The following is a 16,174-nucleotide window of genomic DNA, read 5'->3' on the forward strand; positions in this document are numbered from 1 at the left end:
GATGCCGCCACCAGACGGTGCGCCGGCCGCTGCGGCGCGCCGCCGGGCGGCGCTGGCGGGCAACGCGATCGGCGCAGTGCTGCTCAGCCCTGCGGGGCGGCACGGGCTGTTGGGACTCCTCGGCGCCGCGTGCCTCACCCTCGGTGGGTTCGCAGCCGGCGCCAAGCCGCGGACCGGCTCCTACTTCGACTGGAACCACCTGTCAGGTGCGACGTCCGGGCTGACCCAGGGCATCTCGACCTGGCTGGTCTGGGTCGGCGTGCTGGTGATGGTGCTCGCCTGGGTGCGGCTGGGCCGGGCGGTGCTCGCGGGGGGCGTCTCCCTCGGATCGGCCCGCTGGACGGTCGCGTTGTGGGTGGCGCCGATGCTGCTCGCCCTGCCGATGTTCAGCCGGGACGCCTACGCCTACCTGGCCCAGGGTGCGCTGCTGCGCGACGGCTTCGATCCCTATGTCGTGGGGCCCGCGGCCGATCCCGGGCCGTTGACCCGGAGCGTCAGCCCGGTGTGGCGATCCACCACCGCTCCCTACGGGCCCGCCTTCCTGCTGCTCGCCCGCGGTATCACCACGGTCACTGGCGACCACGTCGCGCTCGGCACCTACGTCATGCGGCTGGCGTTGCTGCCCGGGCTGGTGCTCATGGTGTGGGCGCTGCCGCGGATCGCCCGGCGCCTCGGCGGCGACCCGGTGCTCGCGGTCTGGCTCGGCGTGCTCAACCCCCTCGTCCTGGTGCACCTGGTGGCCGGCACGCACAACGACCTGCCGATGCTCGGACTGCTGCTCGCCGGGCTGCTCCTCGTGCTCGAGCGGCGGCACCTGCCGGGCGTCGCTGTGATCACGCTGGCGCTCGCGGTCAAGGCCACCGCGGTCGTCGCGCTGCCCTTCGTGGTCTGGATCTGGATGGCGCACGAACGCGAGCGCGCGCGGTCCGACGGGCGTCCGGAGCCGCACCGGTGGCCGTTGTTCCTGCGCACCACCGGGGCCGGACTGGTCGTCGGCGCAGCGGTGTTCGCGGCGCTGTCCCTCGCGGCCGGCGTGGGCCTCGGCTGGATCACGGCGCTGTCCGGCTCGTCGCAGACCGTCAACTGGCTCAGCCTGCCGAGCGCCGTCGCGCAACTGGTCACCGGCGTCGCCTTGTGGTTCGCGCCGCTGTCGCTGACCAACGTGCTGCCGGTGAGCAGGACGGTCGGCGCGGTCCTCCTGGTGGCGCTGCTCCTGGCCATCTGGTTCCGCGCCCGCCCCCGCGGACGTCCTGCGGTGTGGTCGCCTCGGCCACCACACCGCAGGACGTCCGGGGATGTGCAGACCGCGGTCAGGGGCATCGTCGCGGCGTTGGTCGTGCTGGTCCTGCTCTCGCCGGTCGCGCTGCCGTGGTACTACTCCTGGTCGCTCGCGGTCGCGGCCGGTCTCGCCCTGTCGCGGCGCACCCTCGTGTTGGTCGTGGGCCTGTCGACCTGGCTGATGCTGGTCTACCAGCCGGCCGGTGACACCGCCCTCTACATCTGGCCGCAGGTGCTGGGCGCCGTGGCGGCCGGCCTGCTCGCCGCGTGGCTCCTGGTTCGCGACATGGCCCAAGACGTGGCACAAGGCGTGACCCACGACCGCCACCTGTGAGGAATCGTCGTGGGTCTGCGACAGCGGCCTGCCGCAAGCGCCACGATCACTGCCCAGGAGGGGTGGGTCGCGATCCTTCCGCTCATGGGCCCCGAGCGGCACACTGGGCGGATGAGCCACCACGACGCGGTCCCCGTCCCCGACCTCCGCCTGCGGCTGTCCACCAGCCGGTTGCTCGGAGACGCCTCCACGCGCGGCCTGCAGCGCTGGGCGGTCGAGGCAATGCCCGCAGATGGTGCCGAGCCGATCGGCACCATCTCGGTGCTCTCGGTCGATCTGCGCGAGTGCGAGGATCCCTGGGACGCCCTGGACTCCTCCAACGACGACATCGCCCACATCGGGGACGTCGTCTTCGACGTCAACACCGGCCAGTTGGCCGAGGGGCTCGCCAGCCGGCTGCACGACACCGGCGACCGCGTGCTCGTCCTCGACCGGGTCGAGCTGGTGCCGGCCTGGCAGGGCAAGGGGGTGGCCGCGCTGCTCATCGCCGAGACGCTGGAGCTGATGCGCACCGGCTGCCGCGCCGCGCTCTGCCTGCCGGGGCCGCTCGACCGGGGTGCCGAGGAGGACTACGAGGCCGGCTACGACGAAGCCGTGCGCCGGATGACCAAGGTCTGGTCTCGGGTCGGCTTCCGCCCGTTCGCCGAGGGCGTCTGGCTGCTCGAGCCGCGGCTCGGCACGCTGGACGAGACCCTCGCCTCACTGCGCGAGGCCCACGGGCTGCTCCCCGTCCGGCAGACCGCCTGACCGCCGACTCCCCGTGCGTCGCGGGCGGCGCCTGCGTCCCGTAGAATGCGGCACAGGCGATCGAGCCGTCATCAGCGGCGAGCCTCCGGAAGAACGGGACCACACGGCATACGGGCCGATCCTCAGTAGAACCGGACGGGTGGGCCCCGTCAGCGGCCTTCGACCAAGAGCGGCCGTATGCCGTGCGCTCGAGCGAGCGGGCGGGTGCGGCAAGCGAGGTGGTACCGCGGTGCCGCCGGGCCGGACTTCACCGGTCGGCGACGTCGTCCTCGTGACCCTGACGGCACGAGTGACGCGACGGAGATGCACGCATGACCTATCCGAAGGTCGACTTCCTCTCGGCGGACGAGCGGGGCGAGGGCACCGAGAGGGCCGGGGTCGTCCCCAGCCCCCGTTTCCCGGAGATCGAGGAGCGGGTCCTGCGCTACTGGGACGAGGACGGCACCTTCGTCGCCTCGGTCGAGCAGCGGGACGCGGGGCGCAACGGTGACAACGAGTTCGTCTTCTACGACGGACCGCCGTTCGCCAACGGCCTGCCGCACTACGGGCACCTGCTGACCGGCTACGTCAAGGACATCGTGCCGCGCTACCAGACGATGCGCGGCCGGCGCGTCGAGCGCCGGTTCGGCTGGGACACCCACGGGCTCCCGGCCGAGCTCGAGGCGATGCGGCAGCTCGGGCTCAAGACCACCGACGAGATCCACGAGCTGGGCATCGAGAAGTTCAACGCCGCCTGCCGCGAGTCGGTGCTGCGCTACACCGACGAGTGGCAGGACTACGTGCGCCGGCAGGGCCGGTGGGTGGACTTCGAGCACGACTACAAGACGATGAACCCCGACTACATGGAGTCGGTGATCTGGGCCTTCAAGTCGCTCTACGACAAGGGTCACGTCTACGAGGGCTTCCGTGTGCTGCCCTACTGCTGGAACGACGAGACGCCGCTGTCCAACCACGAGCTGCGGATGGACGAGGACGTCTACCGGATGCGGCAGGACCCCGCGGTCACGGTCGGCTACCTGCTCGACTCCACCGGCGCGGACGAGGTGCTCGACGGCGCCCGCGTCCTGATCTGGACCACCACCCCGTGGACCCTTCCCAGCAACCTCGCGGTCATGGTGGGCTCCGACATCGACTACGTCGTCGTCGAGGGGGCCGTGCCGGGGACCGACGGGACGGCGCGCTACCTCCTCGCGGAGGCGCGGCTCGCGGCATACTCGCGCGAGCTCGGCGACGCCCCGGTGGTGCTCGGCCGCTACAAGGGCACGGACCTGCTGGGACGCACCTACACACCGCCGTTCTCCTACTTCGCCGGCCACGCGGGCGCCTTCCGCATCGTGGCGGCCGACGACGCGGTCACCACCACGGACGGCACCGGCGTGGTGCACACGGCCGGCGCCTTCGGTGAGGTCGACAAGGAGGTCACCGACCGGGAGGGCATCGAGGCGGTGATGCCGGTCGGCAAGGACGGCCGCTTCACCGAGCCGGTCGACGAGTACGCCGGGATGCTGGTCTTCGACGCCAACCCGCACATCATCGATCACCTGCGTGCGGCCACCCGGGGCGTGGGGGAGACCGGGTCCGTCTCGCCCGGGACGGTGCTGCTGCGGCGCGAGACCTACGACCACTCCTATCCGCACTGCTGGCGGTGCCGCGAACCGTTGATCTACAAGGGTGTCTCGTCCTGGTTCGTGGAGGTGACCGCCTTCAAGGACCGGATGCTCGCGCTCAACGAGCAGATCACCTGGGTCCCCGAGCACATCAAGCACGGTCAGTTCGGCAAGTGGCTCGAGGGCGCCCGCGACTGGTCGATCACCCGCAACCGGTTCTGGGGCAGCCCGGTGCCGGTGTGGAAGAGCGACGACCCGGCGTATCCCCGGATCGACGTCTACGGTTCCTTCGCCGAGCTGGAGCGCGACTTCGGCGAGATCCCCACGCGCGTGGATGAGCGCGGCGAGCGGGTGCCGGACCTGCACCGACCCAACATCGACCAGCTCACCCGGCCCAATCCCGATGACCCGACGGGCAACTCGACCATGCGGCGGGTTGAGGACGTGCTCGACGTCTGGTTCGACTCGGGGTCGATGAGCTACGCGCAGGTGCACTACCCGTTCGAGCACGCCGACTGGTTCGAGCACCACTTCCCGGCCGACTTCATCGTCGAGTACACCCCGCAGACCCGGGGCTGGTTCTACACGCTGCACATCCTCGCCACGGCGCTGTTCGACCGCCCGGCGTTCTCGACCTGCATGTGCCACGGCAACGTGCTCGGCGAGGACGGGCGCAAGATGTCCAAGAGCCTGCGCAACTATCCCGACGTGCGCGAGGTCTTCGACCGCGACGGGGCCGACGCGATGCGCTGGTTCCTGATGAACAGTCCGGTGCTGCGGGGCGGCAACCTCAGTGTCACCGAGCAGGGGATCCGCGAGGGCGTGCGGCAGGTCATGCTGCCGCTGTGGAGTGCCTGGTCGTTCTTCGGGATGTATGCCAACGCCGCCGGGGGACCGGACGGCGAGGGTTACGAAGCACGCTGGTCCACCGAGTCGGACGACGTGCTCGACCGCTACCTGCTCGCCAAGCTGCATGACTTCGTCGAGGAGGCGCGGGACCGGCTCGACGTCTATGACGTGGCCTCGGCGTGCGAGGCCATCCGCGCCTTCCTCGACGTGCTGACCAACTGGTACATCCGACGCTCGCGCGACCGCTTCTGGAACGTGCGCCGCGATGGCCTCGGGGCATTCGACACGCTCTACACCACGCTCGAGGTCGTGACCCGTGTTGCTGCTCCGTTGCTGCCGTTCACCACGGAGGAGATCTGGCGCGGCCTGACCGGTGGCCGTTCGGTGCACCTGACCGACTGGCCGGAGGTGTCCGACCTTCCTGCCGACGACGGCCTGGTGGCTGCGATGGACCGGGCCCGCGAGGTGTGCTCGGTGGCCAGCAGCCTGCGCAAGGCCGCGAACCTGCGCGTCCGGCTGCCGTTGCAGGACCTCACCGTGGTCGTGCCGGAGGCACAGGCTCTGGAGGACTTCGGCGCGATCATCGCCGAGGAGGTCAACGTCCGCACCGTGACACTGGTCGACCTCGCCGCGGCTCGTGCGTCCGACTTCGGGATCAGCCAGCGACTGGTGGTCAACGCCCGCGCGGCCGGCCCGCGACTCGGCCGCGACGTCCAGCAGGCGATCAAGGGCGCCAAGTCCGGCGACTGGGCGGTCGCCGACGACGGCACGGTCACCGCGGGCGGACTGGCCCTCGTCGAGGGCGAATACACCCTCGACACCATCGTGGAGCAGGACACCGCGACCGCAGGCAGGGCGACCCACCTCCTCCCGGGTGGTGGCTTCGTCGTCCTCGACACCGAGGTCACGCCCGAGCTGGCGCAGGAAGGTCTGGCGCGTGACGTCATACGGGCCGTGCAGCAGGCGCGCCGCGACGCCGGCCTGGACATCAGTGACCGGATCAGCCTGACCGTCACCGGCGACGACGACGTCTGGCAGGCGACAGTCGCCCACCAGCAGCTGATCATGAGCGAGACGCTCGCGGTCCAGTTCGGGTCGGCGGGAGCCGATCACGCCCTGCCGCCGGCCGCGACCGACGGGGCGACGGTTGCCACCGTCGGGGAGGGACAGCAGGTGCAGATCCAGGTGAAGAAGCGGTGATCAGCGACGGCGACCGCCGAGGCTCGGGCCGCGGCGACGACAGCGGCGACGATGCGGAGCGGAGCGGAGAGCCTGCCGCGGAGGAGCCGAGGCAGGAAGACTCCGTGGTGATCCGCGGGGCGACCGGCGACGATCTGCAGGGGGTGCTGTCGGTGGGGCACCGCACCTGGCCGGCCACCTACTACAGCATCGCCGGCGAGGACTACGTCCAGGCCGGACTGGCCAAGTGGTGGTCGGCTGACGCGACGATCCCCGCGATCCGCGCGGGGCGCGTGACGGTGGCCGAGCTCGACGGCGAGATCGTCGGCATGGCGAGCGTCGGCCCGGGCAAGCACCACCTGGTCCTCTGGAAGCTCTACGTCCTGCCCGAGCACCAGGCCAAGGGCGTTGGCTCGCGGCTCATCGAGGCCGTGATGGCCAAGGCGGCCGAGGACCACGACGAGATCCAGCTCTCCTACATCGACGGCAACACCGACGCCGAACGCTTCTACCGAGCCAAGGGATTCGTCGAGTTCACTCGTGAGGCCGGTGGTGGCGGCGTCCCGGACGACATCTGGATGCGGAAGGTGCTGCGCGACGCCTCGGACGACGACGACCCGGGCCTCGAGGAGGCACGCGCATGAGCCCGAGCGGACGTCCGGACTCCGCCCAGCAGGCTGCCGCCGAGCAACTTGCGGTGCGGAAGCGGCTGCGGGAGGTGAGCGAGGCCCTGCTGGCCAGGGCTCCCGAGAACGACGTCGAGCCGTCACTGGACCAGATCCGGCAGGTCATGGAGCTGCTGGGCGACCCGCAGCGCGCCTTCCCGGTGATCCACCTCACCGGCACCAACGGCAAGACCTCGACGACCCGCATGATCGAGCGGCTGCTGCGTGAGCTGGGCCTGTCGACCGGACGCTTCACCTCGCCGCACCTGCACGACCTCAGGGAGCGGATCGCGTTGTCGGGCGAGCCGATCGGGCCCGAGGCCTTCATCGCTGCCTATGACGACGTGGCGCCCTTCCTCGAGATCGTCGATGCGCTGTCACGCGAGGCCGGACGGCCGCGGATGAACTACTTCCAGGCGATGGTCGCCCTGGCGTATGCCGCGTTCGCCGACGCCCCTGTCGACGTGGCCGTGGTGGAGGTCGGTCTGGGCGGTGCCTGGGACGCCACCAACGTCGCTGACGGCCAGGTCGCCGTGATGACGCCGGTCGCCCTCGACCACCAGCGCCTCCTCGGCTCGACGGTCGAGGAGATCGCCACCGAGAAGAGCGGCATCATCAAGCCCGGTGCCATCGGGGTGGTCGGAGTGCAGGAGCCCGAAGTGGTCCAGATCGTCCGGGACCGGGCCGAGGAGGTCGGGGCCGACCTGCGCTTCGAGGGCGAGCAGTTCGGGCTGCTTGGCCACGACGTCGCGGTAGGTGGGCAGCTGATCTCGGTGCGTGGTCTGGCGGGCGACTACCCCGACCTCCTCCTGCCGGTGCACGGGACGCACCAGGCGCACAACGCGGCCATCGCCCTCGCGGCGGTCGAGGCGTTCGTCGGTGGTGGCGAGCAGCCGCTCGACCTCGAGGTGGTCCGGGCCGGATTCGCCGGGGTCACCTCGCCCGGGAGGCTGGAGATCGTCCGCCGCTCGCCCACCGTCATGGTCGATGCCGCGCACAACCCGGCGGGCGCGGTCTCGCTGCGTGACGCCCTCAACGAGGCATTCACGTTCACCAAGGTCGTCGGGCTCGTCGCGATCCTCGCCGACAAGGAGGCGGGCGAGATCCTCGAGATCCTCGAACCGGTCCTGGACGAGGTCGTCGTCACCCGCACCTCCTCGCCTCGCGCCACCGACCCCGCGGTCCTCGGGCGGATCGCGGCCGAGATCTTCGGCGAGGACCGCGTCACCGTCGTGCCCGACCTCTCCGAGGCGCTCGACACCGCTGCCGGGATGGCCGACGCCGGCGGCGTGGCCGGGGGCGTGCTGGCGACGGGGTCGGTGGTCACCGCCGCAGAGGTCCGGATGTTGCTCGGGGTGACCACGACGTGAAGGGGCTCGTCTTCTACGGCGTGCCGGGCAAGATGGCTCGGCGGTTTGCCGCCATGGTCATCGCCAGCCAGGCCTTCGCGGTGTTCCTGTGCGCGGTGGTGGCCTACGGGCTGGCCTCCGTCCAGGGCGACGACCGGTCGGGCACGTGGCTCGCGGTCGGGTCGGTGGTGGCGGTGCTGTGCATCCTCGACGCCGGCCTGATGCGGCGGCCCTGGGGGGTCACGATCGGCTGGCTGCTCCAGGTCGTCACGTTCCTCGCGGCGCTGGTCGTGGGCGGCATGATCATCGTGGCCGTGATCTTCCTGGCGCTGTGGGTGACCGCCCTCGTCCAAGGACGCAAGATGGAGGACCTGACCCAGGCCCACCTGCGCGCCCACCCGGTCGACGAGGACCAGCAGGGCGGGGGCGCGGGCTCGGACACGGATGCTCCTGCCGACCGGGGTGACGCACCGGACCGGTGACGGCGGCGGCCGACCGCCCTCGGTGGGCGGGCGGCATACCCTTCGATGTCCCTCGATAGGGTCTGGCCTGTGACGACATCGACGACGCCCGAACGCTCCCTCGTCCTGGTCAAGCCGGACGGTTTCCAACGGGGCCTGTCCGGCGAGGTCCTGCGCCGGATCGAGGCGAAGGGCTACACGCTCGTGGACCTGGCGATCTTCACGCCCGACCGTGAGCGCCTCGCCCAGCACTACGCCGAGCACGAGGGCAAGCCGTTCTACGAGCCCTTGCTCGAGTTCATGAGCAGCGGCCCGGTGACCGCGGCGATCATCGAGGGGGAGCGGTGCATCGAGGGTTTCCGCGCCCTCGCGGGGGCCACCGATCCGACGGCTGCGCTGCCCGGAACCATCCGCGGCGACCTCGGCCGCGACTGGGGCCTCGCCGTGCAGCAGAACATCGTGCACGGCTCCGACTCGTCGGAGTCGGCCAAGCGCGAGATCGACATCTGGTTCGGCCACCAGGCCTGACGCTGTCGCGCTCCCGGACCTCCCCAGCGACTCCGGGGCCACAGGTCAGCTGGTCTCGTCCGCCTCGGCGTCGTCGAGACCGGCGATGACCAGCTCGAGCAGCGCGGCCAGCTCCTCACGCTGATCGCGTGACAAGGGGCCGAGCACGTCCGACTCGACCATGTTGGCCTCCTGGATGGCGGCCTTGAAGGTCTCCCAGCCACGATGGGTCAACGAGACCAGGACCCGGGTGCGGTTCTCGGGGTCGGCGGCGCGGTCGATCAGGCCCCGCTCGGTCATCCGGTCCAGTCGGTGCGTCATCGACGAGGGGGCCACGCTGGTGGCCTCGGCGAGCTGGGTGGGCGTGAGCGCGGCGCCCTCCTCCGCGGTCGCCAGGTTGGCGAGCACCGCCCACTCGCCGGCGGACAGGTCCAGGTCGACCAGCTGGCGCGCATACCACTGGCCCAGCTTGCGCTGCAGGCTCTGCACCGCGGTGATGACGCGCTGCACGGACTCGTCGCCACCCGCTGCCACGTAGGCGGCCACGTCGGCGCGGTAGCGCTGGTGCGCGGACCTGCCCGCGCGTCTGCCGGATCCCGGACGAGTGGTCATGGGCACCATGTTGCCATGCTAATATTTCGGAGTCGAAATATTCGATATCCAACACTCCCGTTTCGAACTCTGATGGAGGCGTGGTGAAGCGCGCACACCTGCTGGTCCTGGCGTCCACCGTGAGCATGATCGGTTGGGGCACGGTGCTGCCCTATCAGTACGCCTACGCCGCGAACACCCGCGGCTGGGGCGGTTTCGTCGCCGCAGCGGCCTCCAGCCTGTTCTCGATCGGCGCGCTGGTCGCGGCGCCGGTCGGCGGCCGCCTGGCCGACCGGATGTCCCCGGTGCGCGTCGCGGTCGTCGCACGGGTGCTGGCCTGCGTCGTCAGCCTGGCGCTCGTCGTGGCCGGCACTCCGCTGACCTTCCTGCTCGGCATGCTGGCCTTCGGGCTCGCGATCACGGCAGCGGCCCCGGCACAGCAGGTGCTCGTGCTGCGCTGGTCGTCCGGTGCCGACCGCCGTCGCGTCTTCGCGCTGGTCTTCAGCGGGCAGGCGCTCGGCATGGCGATCGGCGCGTTCGCGGCCGGCTACATGGTGGACCTGGACCAGGTGCACGGCATGTGGCCCGCGTTCGTGACCGCCTCCGCGGGGTTCGGGCTCTCTGGCCTGCTGCTCGCGGTGGCGGGTCGAGGTGTCGACGCATCCGTCCCGCCCGTGCCCGAGTCGCCGGCCCAGCAGGGCAGCACCGGACTGGCGCTGCGGGCCATCTGGGCCACGCCGGCGCTGCGCTGGACCGCGGTGGTGACGATCGCGCTCGCCCTGGCCTTCTACGCCCAGTTCGAGAGCGGGTTGCCGGCCTTCGCGCTGACCGTCCTGGACGCCTCGGAGCGCAGCATCGGCACAGCCGCCGCGGTCAACTGCCTGGTGATCATCGCCCTGCAGATGGCCGTGGTCCGGTGGACGGCCACCCGCTCCGCGCCGTCGCTGCTGGTCGCGGTCGGGCTGATCTGGGTGCTGTGCTGGGGGATGATGTCGCTCGCCACGCAGCTGGGGCCGCACGGTGCGACACTGTTCGTCATCACCTTCGGGGTCTTCGCCGTCGGCGAGACGATGTATGCCCCGGTGCTCAACCCGCTCACGGCAAGCCTTGCCCCCGAGGGCATGGTGGGCACGACGCTCGGCGTCTTCGCGGCGCTGCAGACGGGGGTCTCGGCGGCCGGGCCGATGCTGGCCGGGCTGTTGCTCGGGTCGGGGCTGCCCGGCACCTTCCTCCTGGTGCACGCCGGGTTCGCGGGCATCGCCGTCCTCGGCGCCTGGCGGCTGCGGGCGATGCTGCGCGGTGGACCCACGCTGGCCACGTTCGAGGACGCCGACCCGCTGCCGGCGGACGAGCCGGACGCCTACGCGCTGGCCCACTGACCACGCCGTCCCGGGCCGGGCGCCACCTTCGCGGCGGACGCCCTCGTGGGTGTCTTGTGGATGGCGTGTCGACGGGCGAAACGCCACCCTCGAGGGGCTCGCCGGCCCGGGTAGCATCGCGGGCGTGAGGAGACTGCGGGGCTGGCCGGTGCTGGGGCGTGACCTGGCCGTCGATCTCGGCACCGCCAACACCCTCGTCTACCAACAGGGACGGGGCGTGGTGCTCGACGAGCCGTCCGTGGTCGCGATCGAGGTCGGTTCGGGCCGGCTCATCGCCGCCGGGCACAAGGCCCGCGAGATGCTCGGCCGCACGCCCGCCCACGTCCACGCCATCCGGCCGCTGCAGGACGGCGTCATCTCGGACGCCGACGTCACCGAGCGGATGCTGCGCTACTTCGTCGACCAGGTGCGCCCCTCCCGGCTGGTGCGGCCGCGGATGGTGGTCTGCGTGCCGAGCGAGGTGACCGGGGTCGAGCGCCGCGCCCTCGAGGACGCCGCGACCCGTTCCGGCGCGCGCCGCGTCTACGTCATCGAGGAGCCGATGGCGGCCGCCATCGGTGCCGACCTGCCGGTCAACCAGACTGCCGCGAGCACGGTCGTCGACATCGGTGGCGGCACCACGGATGTCGCGATGATCAGTCTGGGCGGCATCGTCAACGCCCGCTCGATCCGGCTCGGCGGCGACGAGATCGACGAGGCGATCATCGCCCACGTCAAGAGCGAGTACTCGCTGCTGCTCGGCGAGCGCAGCGCCGAGGACATCAAGGTCTCCGTCGGGTCGGCGTTCCCGATGACGCAGGAGCTGAGCACCCGGGTGCGAGGCCGCGATCTGACCACCGGCCTGCCCAAGACGGTCACGGTCTCTTCGGTCGAGCTGCGTCGAGCCATCGAGGCGCCCGTGCTGCAGATCGTCGAGCTGGTCCGCGCCACGCTCGACGTCTGCCCGCCGGAGCTGTCGGGCGACGTCATCGACTCGGGCATCGTCCTGACTGGTGGGGGAGCCCTGCTGCGCGGCCTCGACGAACGGCTCCGCCACGAGCTCGGTGTGCCCGTCCGCGTGGCCGACGACCCTCTGCGGGCCGTGGTGCGTGGCTCCGGCCGTTGCGTGGAGGAGTTCGGCTCCCTCGAGCGCGTCCTCGTCGGCAACCGCCAGTTCTGAACGTGCCACCGATGCCCCAGCCCCATGCCGAACTCGTGCCTCGTGCCGCCGGAACCTCACGATGATTCCTCGCGGGAGGGTCGTGGTGGCGCTGGTCGCGCTGACCGTGGTCGTGCTGGGGGTCGACGTGTCCCGCCCGGCGGTCACGGCGCCGTTGCGCGAGGCCGCCGCCACGGTGGTCGGCCCGGTGCAGCGCGCGCTCAGCGCCGACCCCGCTCCCGAGGTCACGCGGCTCACCCAGGAGCGGGATGCGCTGCGACGAGAGCTGCAGGAGACCCGCGCTCAGGTCCACGACGGCCGGGGACTGACCGACCTCCTCCGGTCGCCGCCGGCACGCGGCCGGTCGCTCGTGCCGGCCCGCGTCGTCGCGTCCTCGGCAGTCGGCACGCCCGAGCGGATGCGCCGGGTCACGATCGACGTGGGCTCGCGGGACGGCGTCACCACGGACCTCACCGTCATCTGCGTCGACGGGCTGGTCGGTCGAGTGGTCTCGGTGGCGCCGTGGACCTCCGACGTGCTGGTACTCGGAGGTCGGGACGTGACCGTCGGGGTCCGGGTCGGCAAGCACCGCACGCTCGGGTGGGTCTCGTCGCACCCGGTGCCCGGGCTGCCCCCGCGCGGGCCCCGCGACCTCACCCTCACCCTCGTCCAGCCGGGGTCCACCCGCGTGGGCGACCGGGTCACCACGCTCGGCAGCGTCGGGGGGCGGCCGTTCGTCGCCGGCGTCCCCGTCGGCACGGTCACCTCGGTCGATCCTGCCCACGGCCAGCTCGGGCAGACCGCCGTGGTCCGTCCCGCGGTCGACCCCAGCACCCTCGATGTCGTCGGCGTCGTGGTGAGCTCGCCACGCGAGACCCCACGTCCGGCAGTGACGGGCGCGGCTTCGTGATGCCAGGTCCGGCAGTGCAGGGTGCCGCGTCGTGATGCCGCGCCCGAGCCTGCTCACGGTGTTGCGCGTGGTCGTGGTCATCGCCTGCGCCATCGGGGGCACGACCCTGCTCCCACGCCTGGACGACGGCGCCACCGCCGACCTCGTCCTGCTCGTGGTCGTCGCCGGCGCCGTGATGCGCGGAGCGCCGGCCGGGGCCCTGCTCGGCCTCGGCGCCGGGTGGGTCGTCGACCTCGTGCCGCCGGGCGGCGATCCCCTGGGTGCGGCGGCCCTGAGCTACGCGGCGGCGGGGGCGCTCGCCGGCGCTGCCCGCCGCTTCGGCACCTGGTCGCCGCTGCTACCGGTGCTGGCGACCGTGGCCGGCGCGGTCGTGGTGCAGGGCGCCGGGTTGCTGGTGGCGGCCGCGACCGCCGACCCGCTGCTGGTCGGGCGTGCTGCCTGGACCGTCGCCCTGACCACGGCGGTCGGGCTCTTCGTCGTCCCGCTGCTGCTCGCCGTCGAACGAGCCCTGGTCCGCAGGAGACTGGGATGAGGACCGGGCAGAGCGGCCACGCCCATCGCACGCGGACCCGGCTGTGGGCGTTCGTCGGTGTCGTGGTGCTGCTCATGACCACCCTCGTGGGCCGGCTCGCCATGGTGCAGCTGACCCAGCAGGGCGCCTACGCCCGCGACTCCTCCCTGGTCAACACCCGCCTCGTGCACGAGCCCGCGGTCCGCGGCCGGATCCTCACCGCGGACGGCTCGCCCCTGGTCGACAACGCCGCCAAGACGGTCGTCACGGTCGAACCCGCCGCGCTGCTGTCCCACCGGGACGGCGGCCGGGCGCTGATCGACAAGGTGGCTGCCGTCCTCGGTATGCCGTCCGCGCGCCTCTGGGACAAGACGCACCTGTGCGGAAGTCCCGGCGCACCACCGCCGCCGGCCTGCGCTCCCGGCTCCCCCTACCAGCCGATCGCCATCGCCACCGGGGTCGACACCCGCCGGGCGTTGAGCCTGCTGGAGCAGCCCGAGAACTTCCCCGGGATCGGGGTGGAGGCCGCGCCGGTGCGTCACTACCCCCACCCGGACGGCGTCAACGCGGCGCAGCTGGTCGGCTACCTGGGACGGACCACGCCCGAGGAGGTCTCGAAGGGACTGGGCGACCAGGACCTGGTCGGACGCGCCGGTCTGGAGCAGGAGTACGACAGCGTCCTGCGTGGCGAGCGCGGCACCACCACCGTCGCGATCGACCGCAGGGGAGTGGTCACCCGCCGGCTCTCGCACACCGACCCGGTGCCCGGCAACGACCTGGTCACCCATCTGGACGCCCGGCTCCAGGCGGCCACCGAGAAGGCGCTCGCCGGCGCCGTGGCGCAGGCCCGCCAGGCCACCACGGACGCGCGCGGCAAGAAGCAGCCGGGTGACGCCGCCGACACGGGCGCGGCCGTCGTGCTGGACACGCGCACCGGTGCGGTGCTCGCGGCAGCCAGCTACCCGACATACCGGCCCGAGGTCTGGACGGGAGGGATCAGCAGCAGGGAGCTTGCGCACCTGACCTCCGAGAAGGCCGGCGTGCCGCTCACCGACCGGGTGACCTCGGCGCTCTACCCGCCGGCCTCGACGTTCAAGGTGGTCTCGCTGCCCGCCGCGATCAAGAGCGGTGTCAAGCGCACCGGGAAGTACGACTGTTCCTCCAGCGTGCAGGTCGGCGGACGGAGGTTCCACAACTTCGAGTCGCACGCCTACGGGATGATCACGTTGCGGCAGGCGCTGGTGGTCTCCTGCGACACGGTGTTCTACCGGTTCGCCTACGACAACTGGCTGCGGCTGGGTGGGTTGGACGCCAGGAGCGACGTGCACGATCCGTTCGTGGCGACGGCGCGCCGGTTCGGGCTGGGCAGACCCACCGGGATCGACCTGCCGGGTGAGGCGGCGGGACGCATCCCTGACCGGGCCTGGAAGCGGCAGCAGTGGGAGAGCACCAAGGACCAGGTCTGCAAACGGGCCAAGCGCGGCTACCCCGAGGTCGAGGACCGCCGGCGCGCGGCCTACCTCAAGGAGCTCGCCGTCGAGAACTGCGCCGGCGGCTTCGAGTTCCGCGGCGGCGATGCGGTCAACTTCGCCATCGGGCAGGGCGACGTCGCCGTCACACCGCTGCAGATGGCCGTGGTCTACGCAGCCATCGCCAACGGCGGCACGCTGTGGACGCCGCAGGTGGCCGCGGGTGTGCGGACACCGACCGGCGAGCAGGTCAAGACGTTCCGCCGTGACGTGACCGGCTACGTCGACCTGGACCCGCAGACGTGGGCCCTGTTGCGGTCCGGCCTCGCCGGTGTGGTCCGGGACGGGACCGCGAGCGAGGCGTTCCGGGGCTTCCCGCTGGACGCCTACCCGGTCGCGGGCAAGACCGGGACCGGCGAGGTCTACGGCAAGGACGCCACCGCCTGGTTCGCGTCCTACGGGCCGCTTCCGAAGCCGCGCTACGCGGTCGTCGTGGTCGTCGGGCAGGGCGGCGAGGGCGGCAAGGTGGCCGCGCCCGCGGCCCGGCAGATCTGGGAGACCCTGCGCAGCCGGGGGCCTTGAGCAGCGACGGGCCGCGGCGACCGATCGCAGCGATCCTGCCGCCGAGGAGCTGCGACGGGAAGACGGCGCAGATTAGGGCTACGCCGCCACACGCTGGTAGCCTTGCCCGTGCCGTGATATCGGCCGCGGAACGAGAGAGCCCTGGTGGACCAGCCCAGGCGCGCCGCGCAATGACCAAGAAACGGAATGGTGTCGCATGCCCCTGACGACAGACGTCAAGAAGCAGATCATGACCGAGTACGCCACCAAGGACGGCGACACCGGTTCCCCCGAGGTCCAGATCGCGATGCTGACGCAGCGCATCAAGGACCTCACCGAGCACTCCCGCCAGCACAAGCACGACCACCACAGCCGCCGTGGGCTGCTGCTGCTGGTCGGCCGCCGCAAGCGGATGCTGCGCTACCTGCAGGCCACCGACATCGAGCGCTACCGCTCGTTGATCAAGCGCCTCGGGCTGCGCCGATAAACGTCTCTCATGTCAGGGGCGACTCTCGTCTGGATGACGCGGGTCGCCCCTTTCGCATGAGGGCGGTGCGTATGCCGGGTGCTCACCTTCCGCGCGGAGGTCACCACACGGCATACCCACCAGGAGCGGTCTTCCCGCTGCACCACCGCAAG

Annotated in this window: 14 protein-coding genes; 13 read left to right on the forward strand and 1 reads right to left on the reverse strand. The window is 71.7% G+C overall.

What is annotated here, in order from left to right:
- Position 1: 1 nt before the first annotated feature.
- From mptB to ndk, 7 genes are all read left to right on the forward strand, one after another.
- The gene (gene mptB / locus FCN22_RS10245; protein WP_137121456.1) at positions 2 to 1,612 is read left to right on the forward strand and encodes a polyprenol phosphomannose-dependent alpha 1,6 mannosyltransferase MptB; all 1,611 of its coding nucleotides are present in this window, start codon (positions 2 to 4) and stop codon (positions 1,610 to 1,612) included.
- 111 nt (positions 1,613 to 1,723) lie between these two features.
- Positions 1,724 to 2,359 (forward strand): hypothetical protein, encoded by a 636-nt coding sequence (locus FCN22_RS10250; RefSeq protein ID WP_137121457.1) that lies wholly within the window; start codon positions 1,724 to 1,726, stop codon positions 2,357 to 2,359.
- Between the two features lie 311 nt (positions 2,360 to 2,670).
- Positions 2,671 to 6,015 (forward strand): isoleucine--tRNA ligase, encoded by a 3,345-nt coding sequence (gene ileS / locus FCN22_RS10255; RefSeq protein ID WP_137121458.1) that lies wholly within the window; start codon positions 2,671 to 2,673, stop codon positions 6,013 to 6,015.
- Positions 6,012 to 6,638, forward strand: coding sequence for a GNAT family N-acetyltransferase (locus FCN22_RS10260; RefSeq protein WP_238384658.1), 627 nt, complete (start codon positions 6,012 to 6,014; stop codon positions 6,636 to 6,638). The genes ileS and FCN22_RS10260 overlap by 4 nt, the downstream gene beginning before the upstream one ends.
- Positions 6,635 to 8,029 (forward strand): bifunctional folylpolyglutamate synthase/dihydrofolate synthase, encoded by a 1,395-nt coding sequence (locus tag FCN22_RS10265; RefSeq protein WP_137121459.1) that lies wholly within the window; start codon positions 6,635 to 6,637, stop codon positions 8,027 to 8,029. Before FCN22_RS10260 ends, FCN22_RS10265 begins: the two co-directional genes overlap by 4 nt.
- The gene (locus tag FCN22_RS10270) at positions 8,026 to 8,490 is read left to right on the forward strand and encodes a DUF4233 domain-containing protein (RefSeq protein ID WP_137121460.1); all 465 of its coding nucleotides are present in this window, start codon (positions 8,026 to 8,028) and stop codon (positions 8,488 to 8,490) included. Before FCN22_RS10265 ends, FCN22_RS10270 begins: the two co-directional genes overlap by 4 nt.
- A gap of 69 nt (positions 8,491 to 8,559) precedes the next feature.
- Positions 8,560 to 8,997 carry a nucleoside-diphosphate kinase gene (ndk, locus tag FCN22_RS10275; protein WP_238384659.1) on the forward strand — a complete coding sequence of 146 codons (438 nt, stop codon included), beginning with the start codon at positions 8,560 to 8,562 and terminating at the stop codon, positions 8,995 to 8,997.
- A 45-nt stretch (positions 8,998 to 9,042) separates the two neighbouring features.
- Here ndk and FCN22_RS10280 read toward each other — a convergent pair whose 3' ends face one another.
- Positions 9,043 to 9,588, reverse strand: coding sequence for a MarR family winged helix-turn-helix transcriptional regulator (locus tag FCN22_RS10280; RefSeq protein ID WP_137121462.1), 546 nt, complete (start codon positions 9,586 to 9,588; stop codon positions 9,043 to 9,045).
- 83 nt (positions 9,589 to 9,671) lie between these two features.
- Between FCN22_RS10280 and FCN22_RS10285 the strand changes: the two genes are divergently transcribed.
- From FCN22_RS10285 to rpsO, 6 genes are all read left to right on the forward strand, one after another.
- Positions 9,672 to 10,946, forward strand: a complete 1,275-nt coding sequence (locus tag FCN22_RS10285) for an MFS transporter (protein ID WP_238384660.1) — start codon at positions 9,672 to 9,674, stop codon at positions 10,944 to 10,946.
- A 115-nt stretch (positions 10,947 to 11,061) separates the two neighbouring features.
- Positions 11,062 to 12,105 (forward strand): rod shape-determining protein, encoded by a 1,044-nt coding sequence (locus FCN22_RS10290; RefSeq protein ID WP_137121525.1) that lies wholly within the window; start codon positions 11,062 to 11,064, stop codon positions 12,103 to 12,105.
- Positions 12,106 to 12,166: 61 nt separating this feature from the next.
- On the forward strand, positions 12,167 to 12,994 hold the full coding sequence (gene mreC / locus FCN22_RS10295) for a rod shape-determining protein MreC (RefSeq protein WP_137121463.1): 828 nt from the start codon (positions 12,167 to 12,169) through the stop codon (positions 12,992 to 12,994).
- Positions 12,995 to 13,028: 34 nt separating this feature from the next.
- Positions 13,029 to 13,526: a rod shape-determining protein MreD gene (gene mreD / locus FCN22_RS10300; RefSeq protein WP_137121464.1), complete on the forward strand. Its 498-nt coding sequence runs from the start codon at positions 13,029 to 13,031 to the stop codon at positions 13,524 to 13,526.
- On the forward strand, positions 13,523 to 15,556 hold the full coding sequence (gene mrdA / locus FCN22_RS10305; protein ID WP_137121465.1) for a penicillin-binding protein 2: 2,034 nt from the start codon (positions 13,523 to 13,525) through the stop codon (positions 15,554 to 15,556). Before mreD ends, mrdA begins: the two co-directional genes overlap by 4 nt.
- Before the next feature lie 196 nt (positions 15,557 to 15,752).
- Entirely contained in the window at positions 15,753 to 16,022 is a 270-nt protein-coding gene (rpsO, locus tag FCN22_RS10310) for a 30S ribosomal protein S15 (protein ID WP_137121466.1), read from the forward strand.
- Positions 16,023 to 16,174 lie beyond the last annotated feature (152 nt).

It is taken from the genome of Segeticoccus rhizosphaerae, assembly GCF_005222685.1.
Taxonomy (GTDB): domain Bacteria; phylum Actinomycetota; class Actinomycetes; order Actinomycetales; family Dermatophilaceae; genus Segeticoccus; species Segeticoccus rhizosphaerae.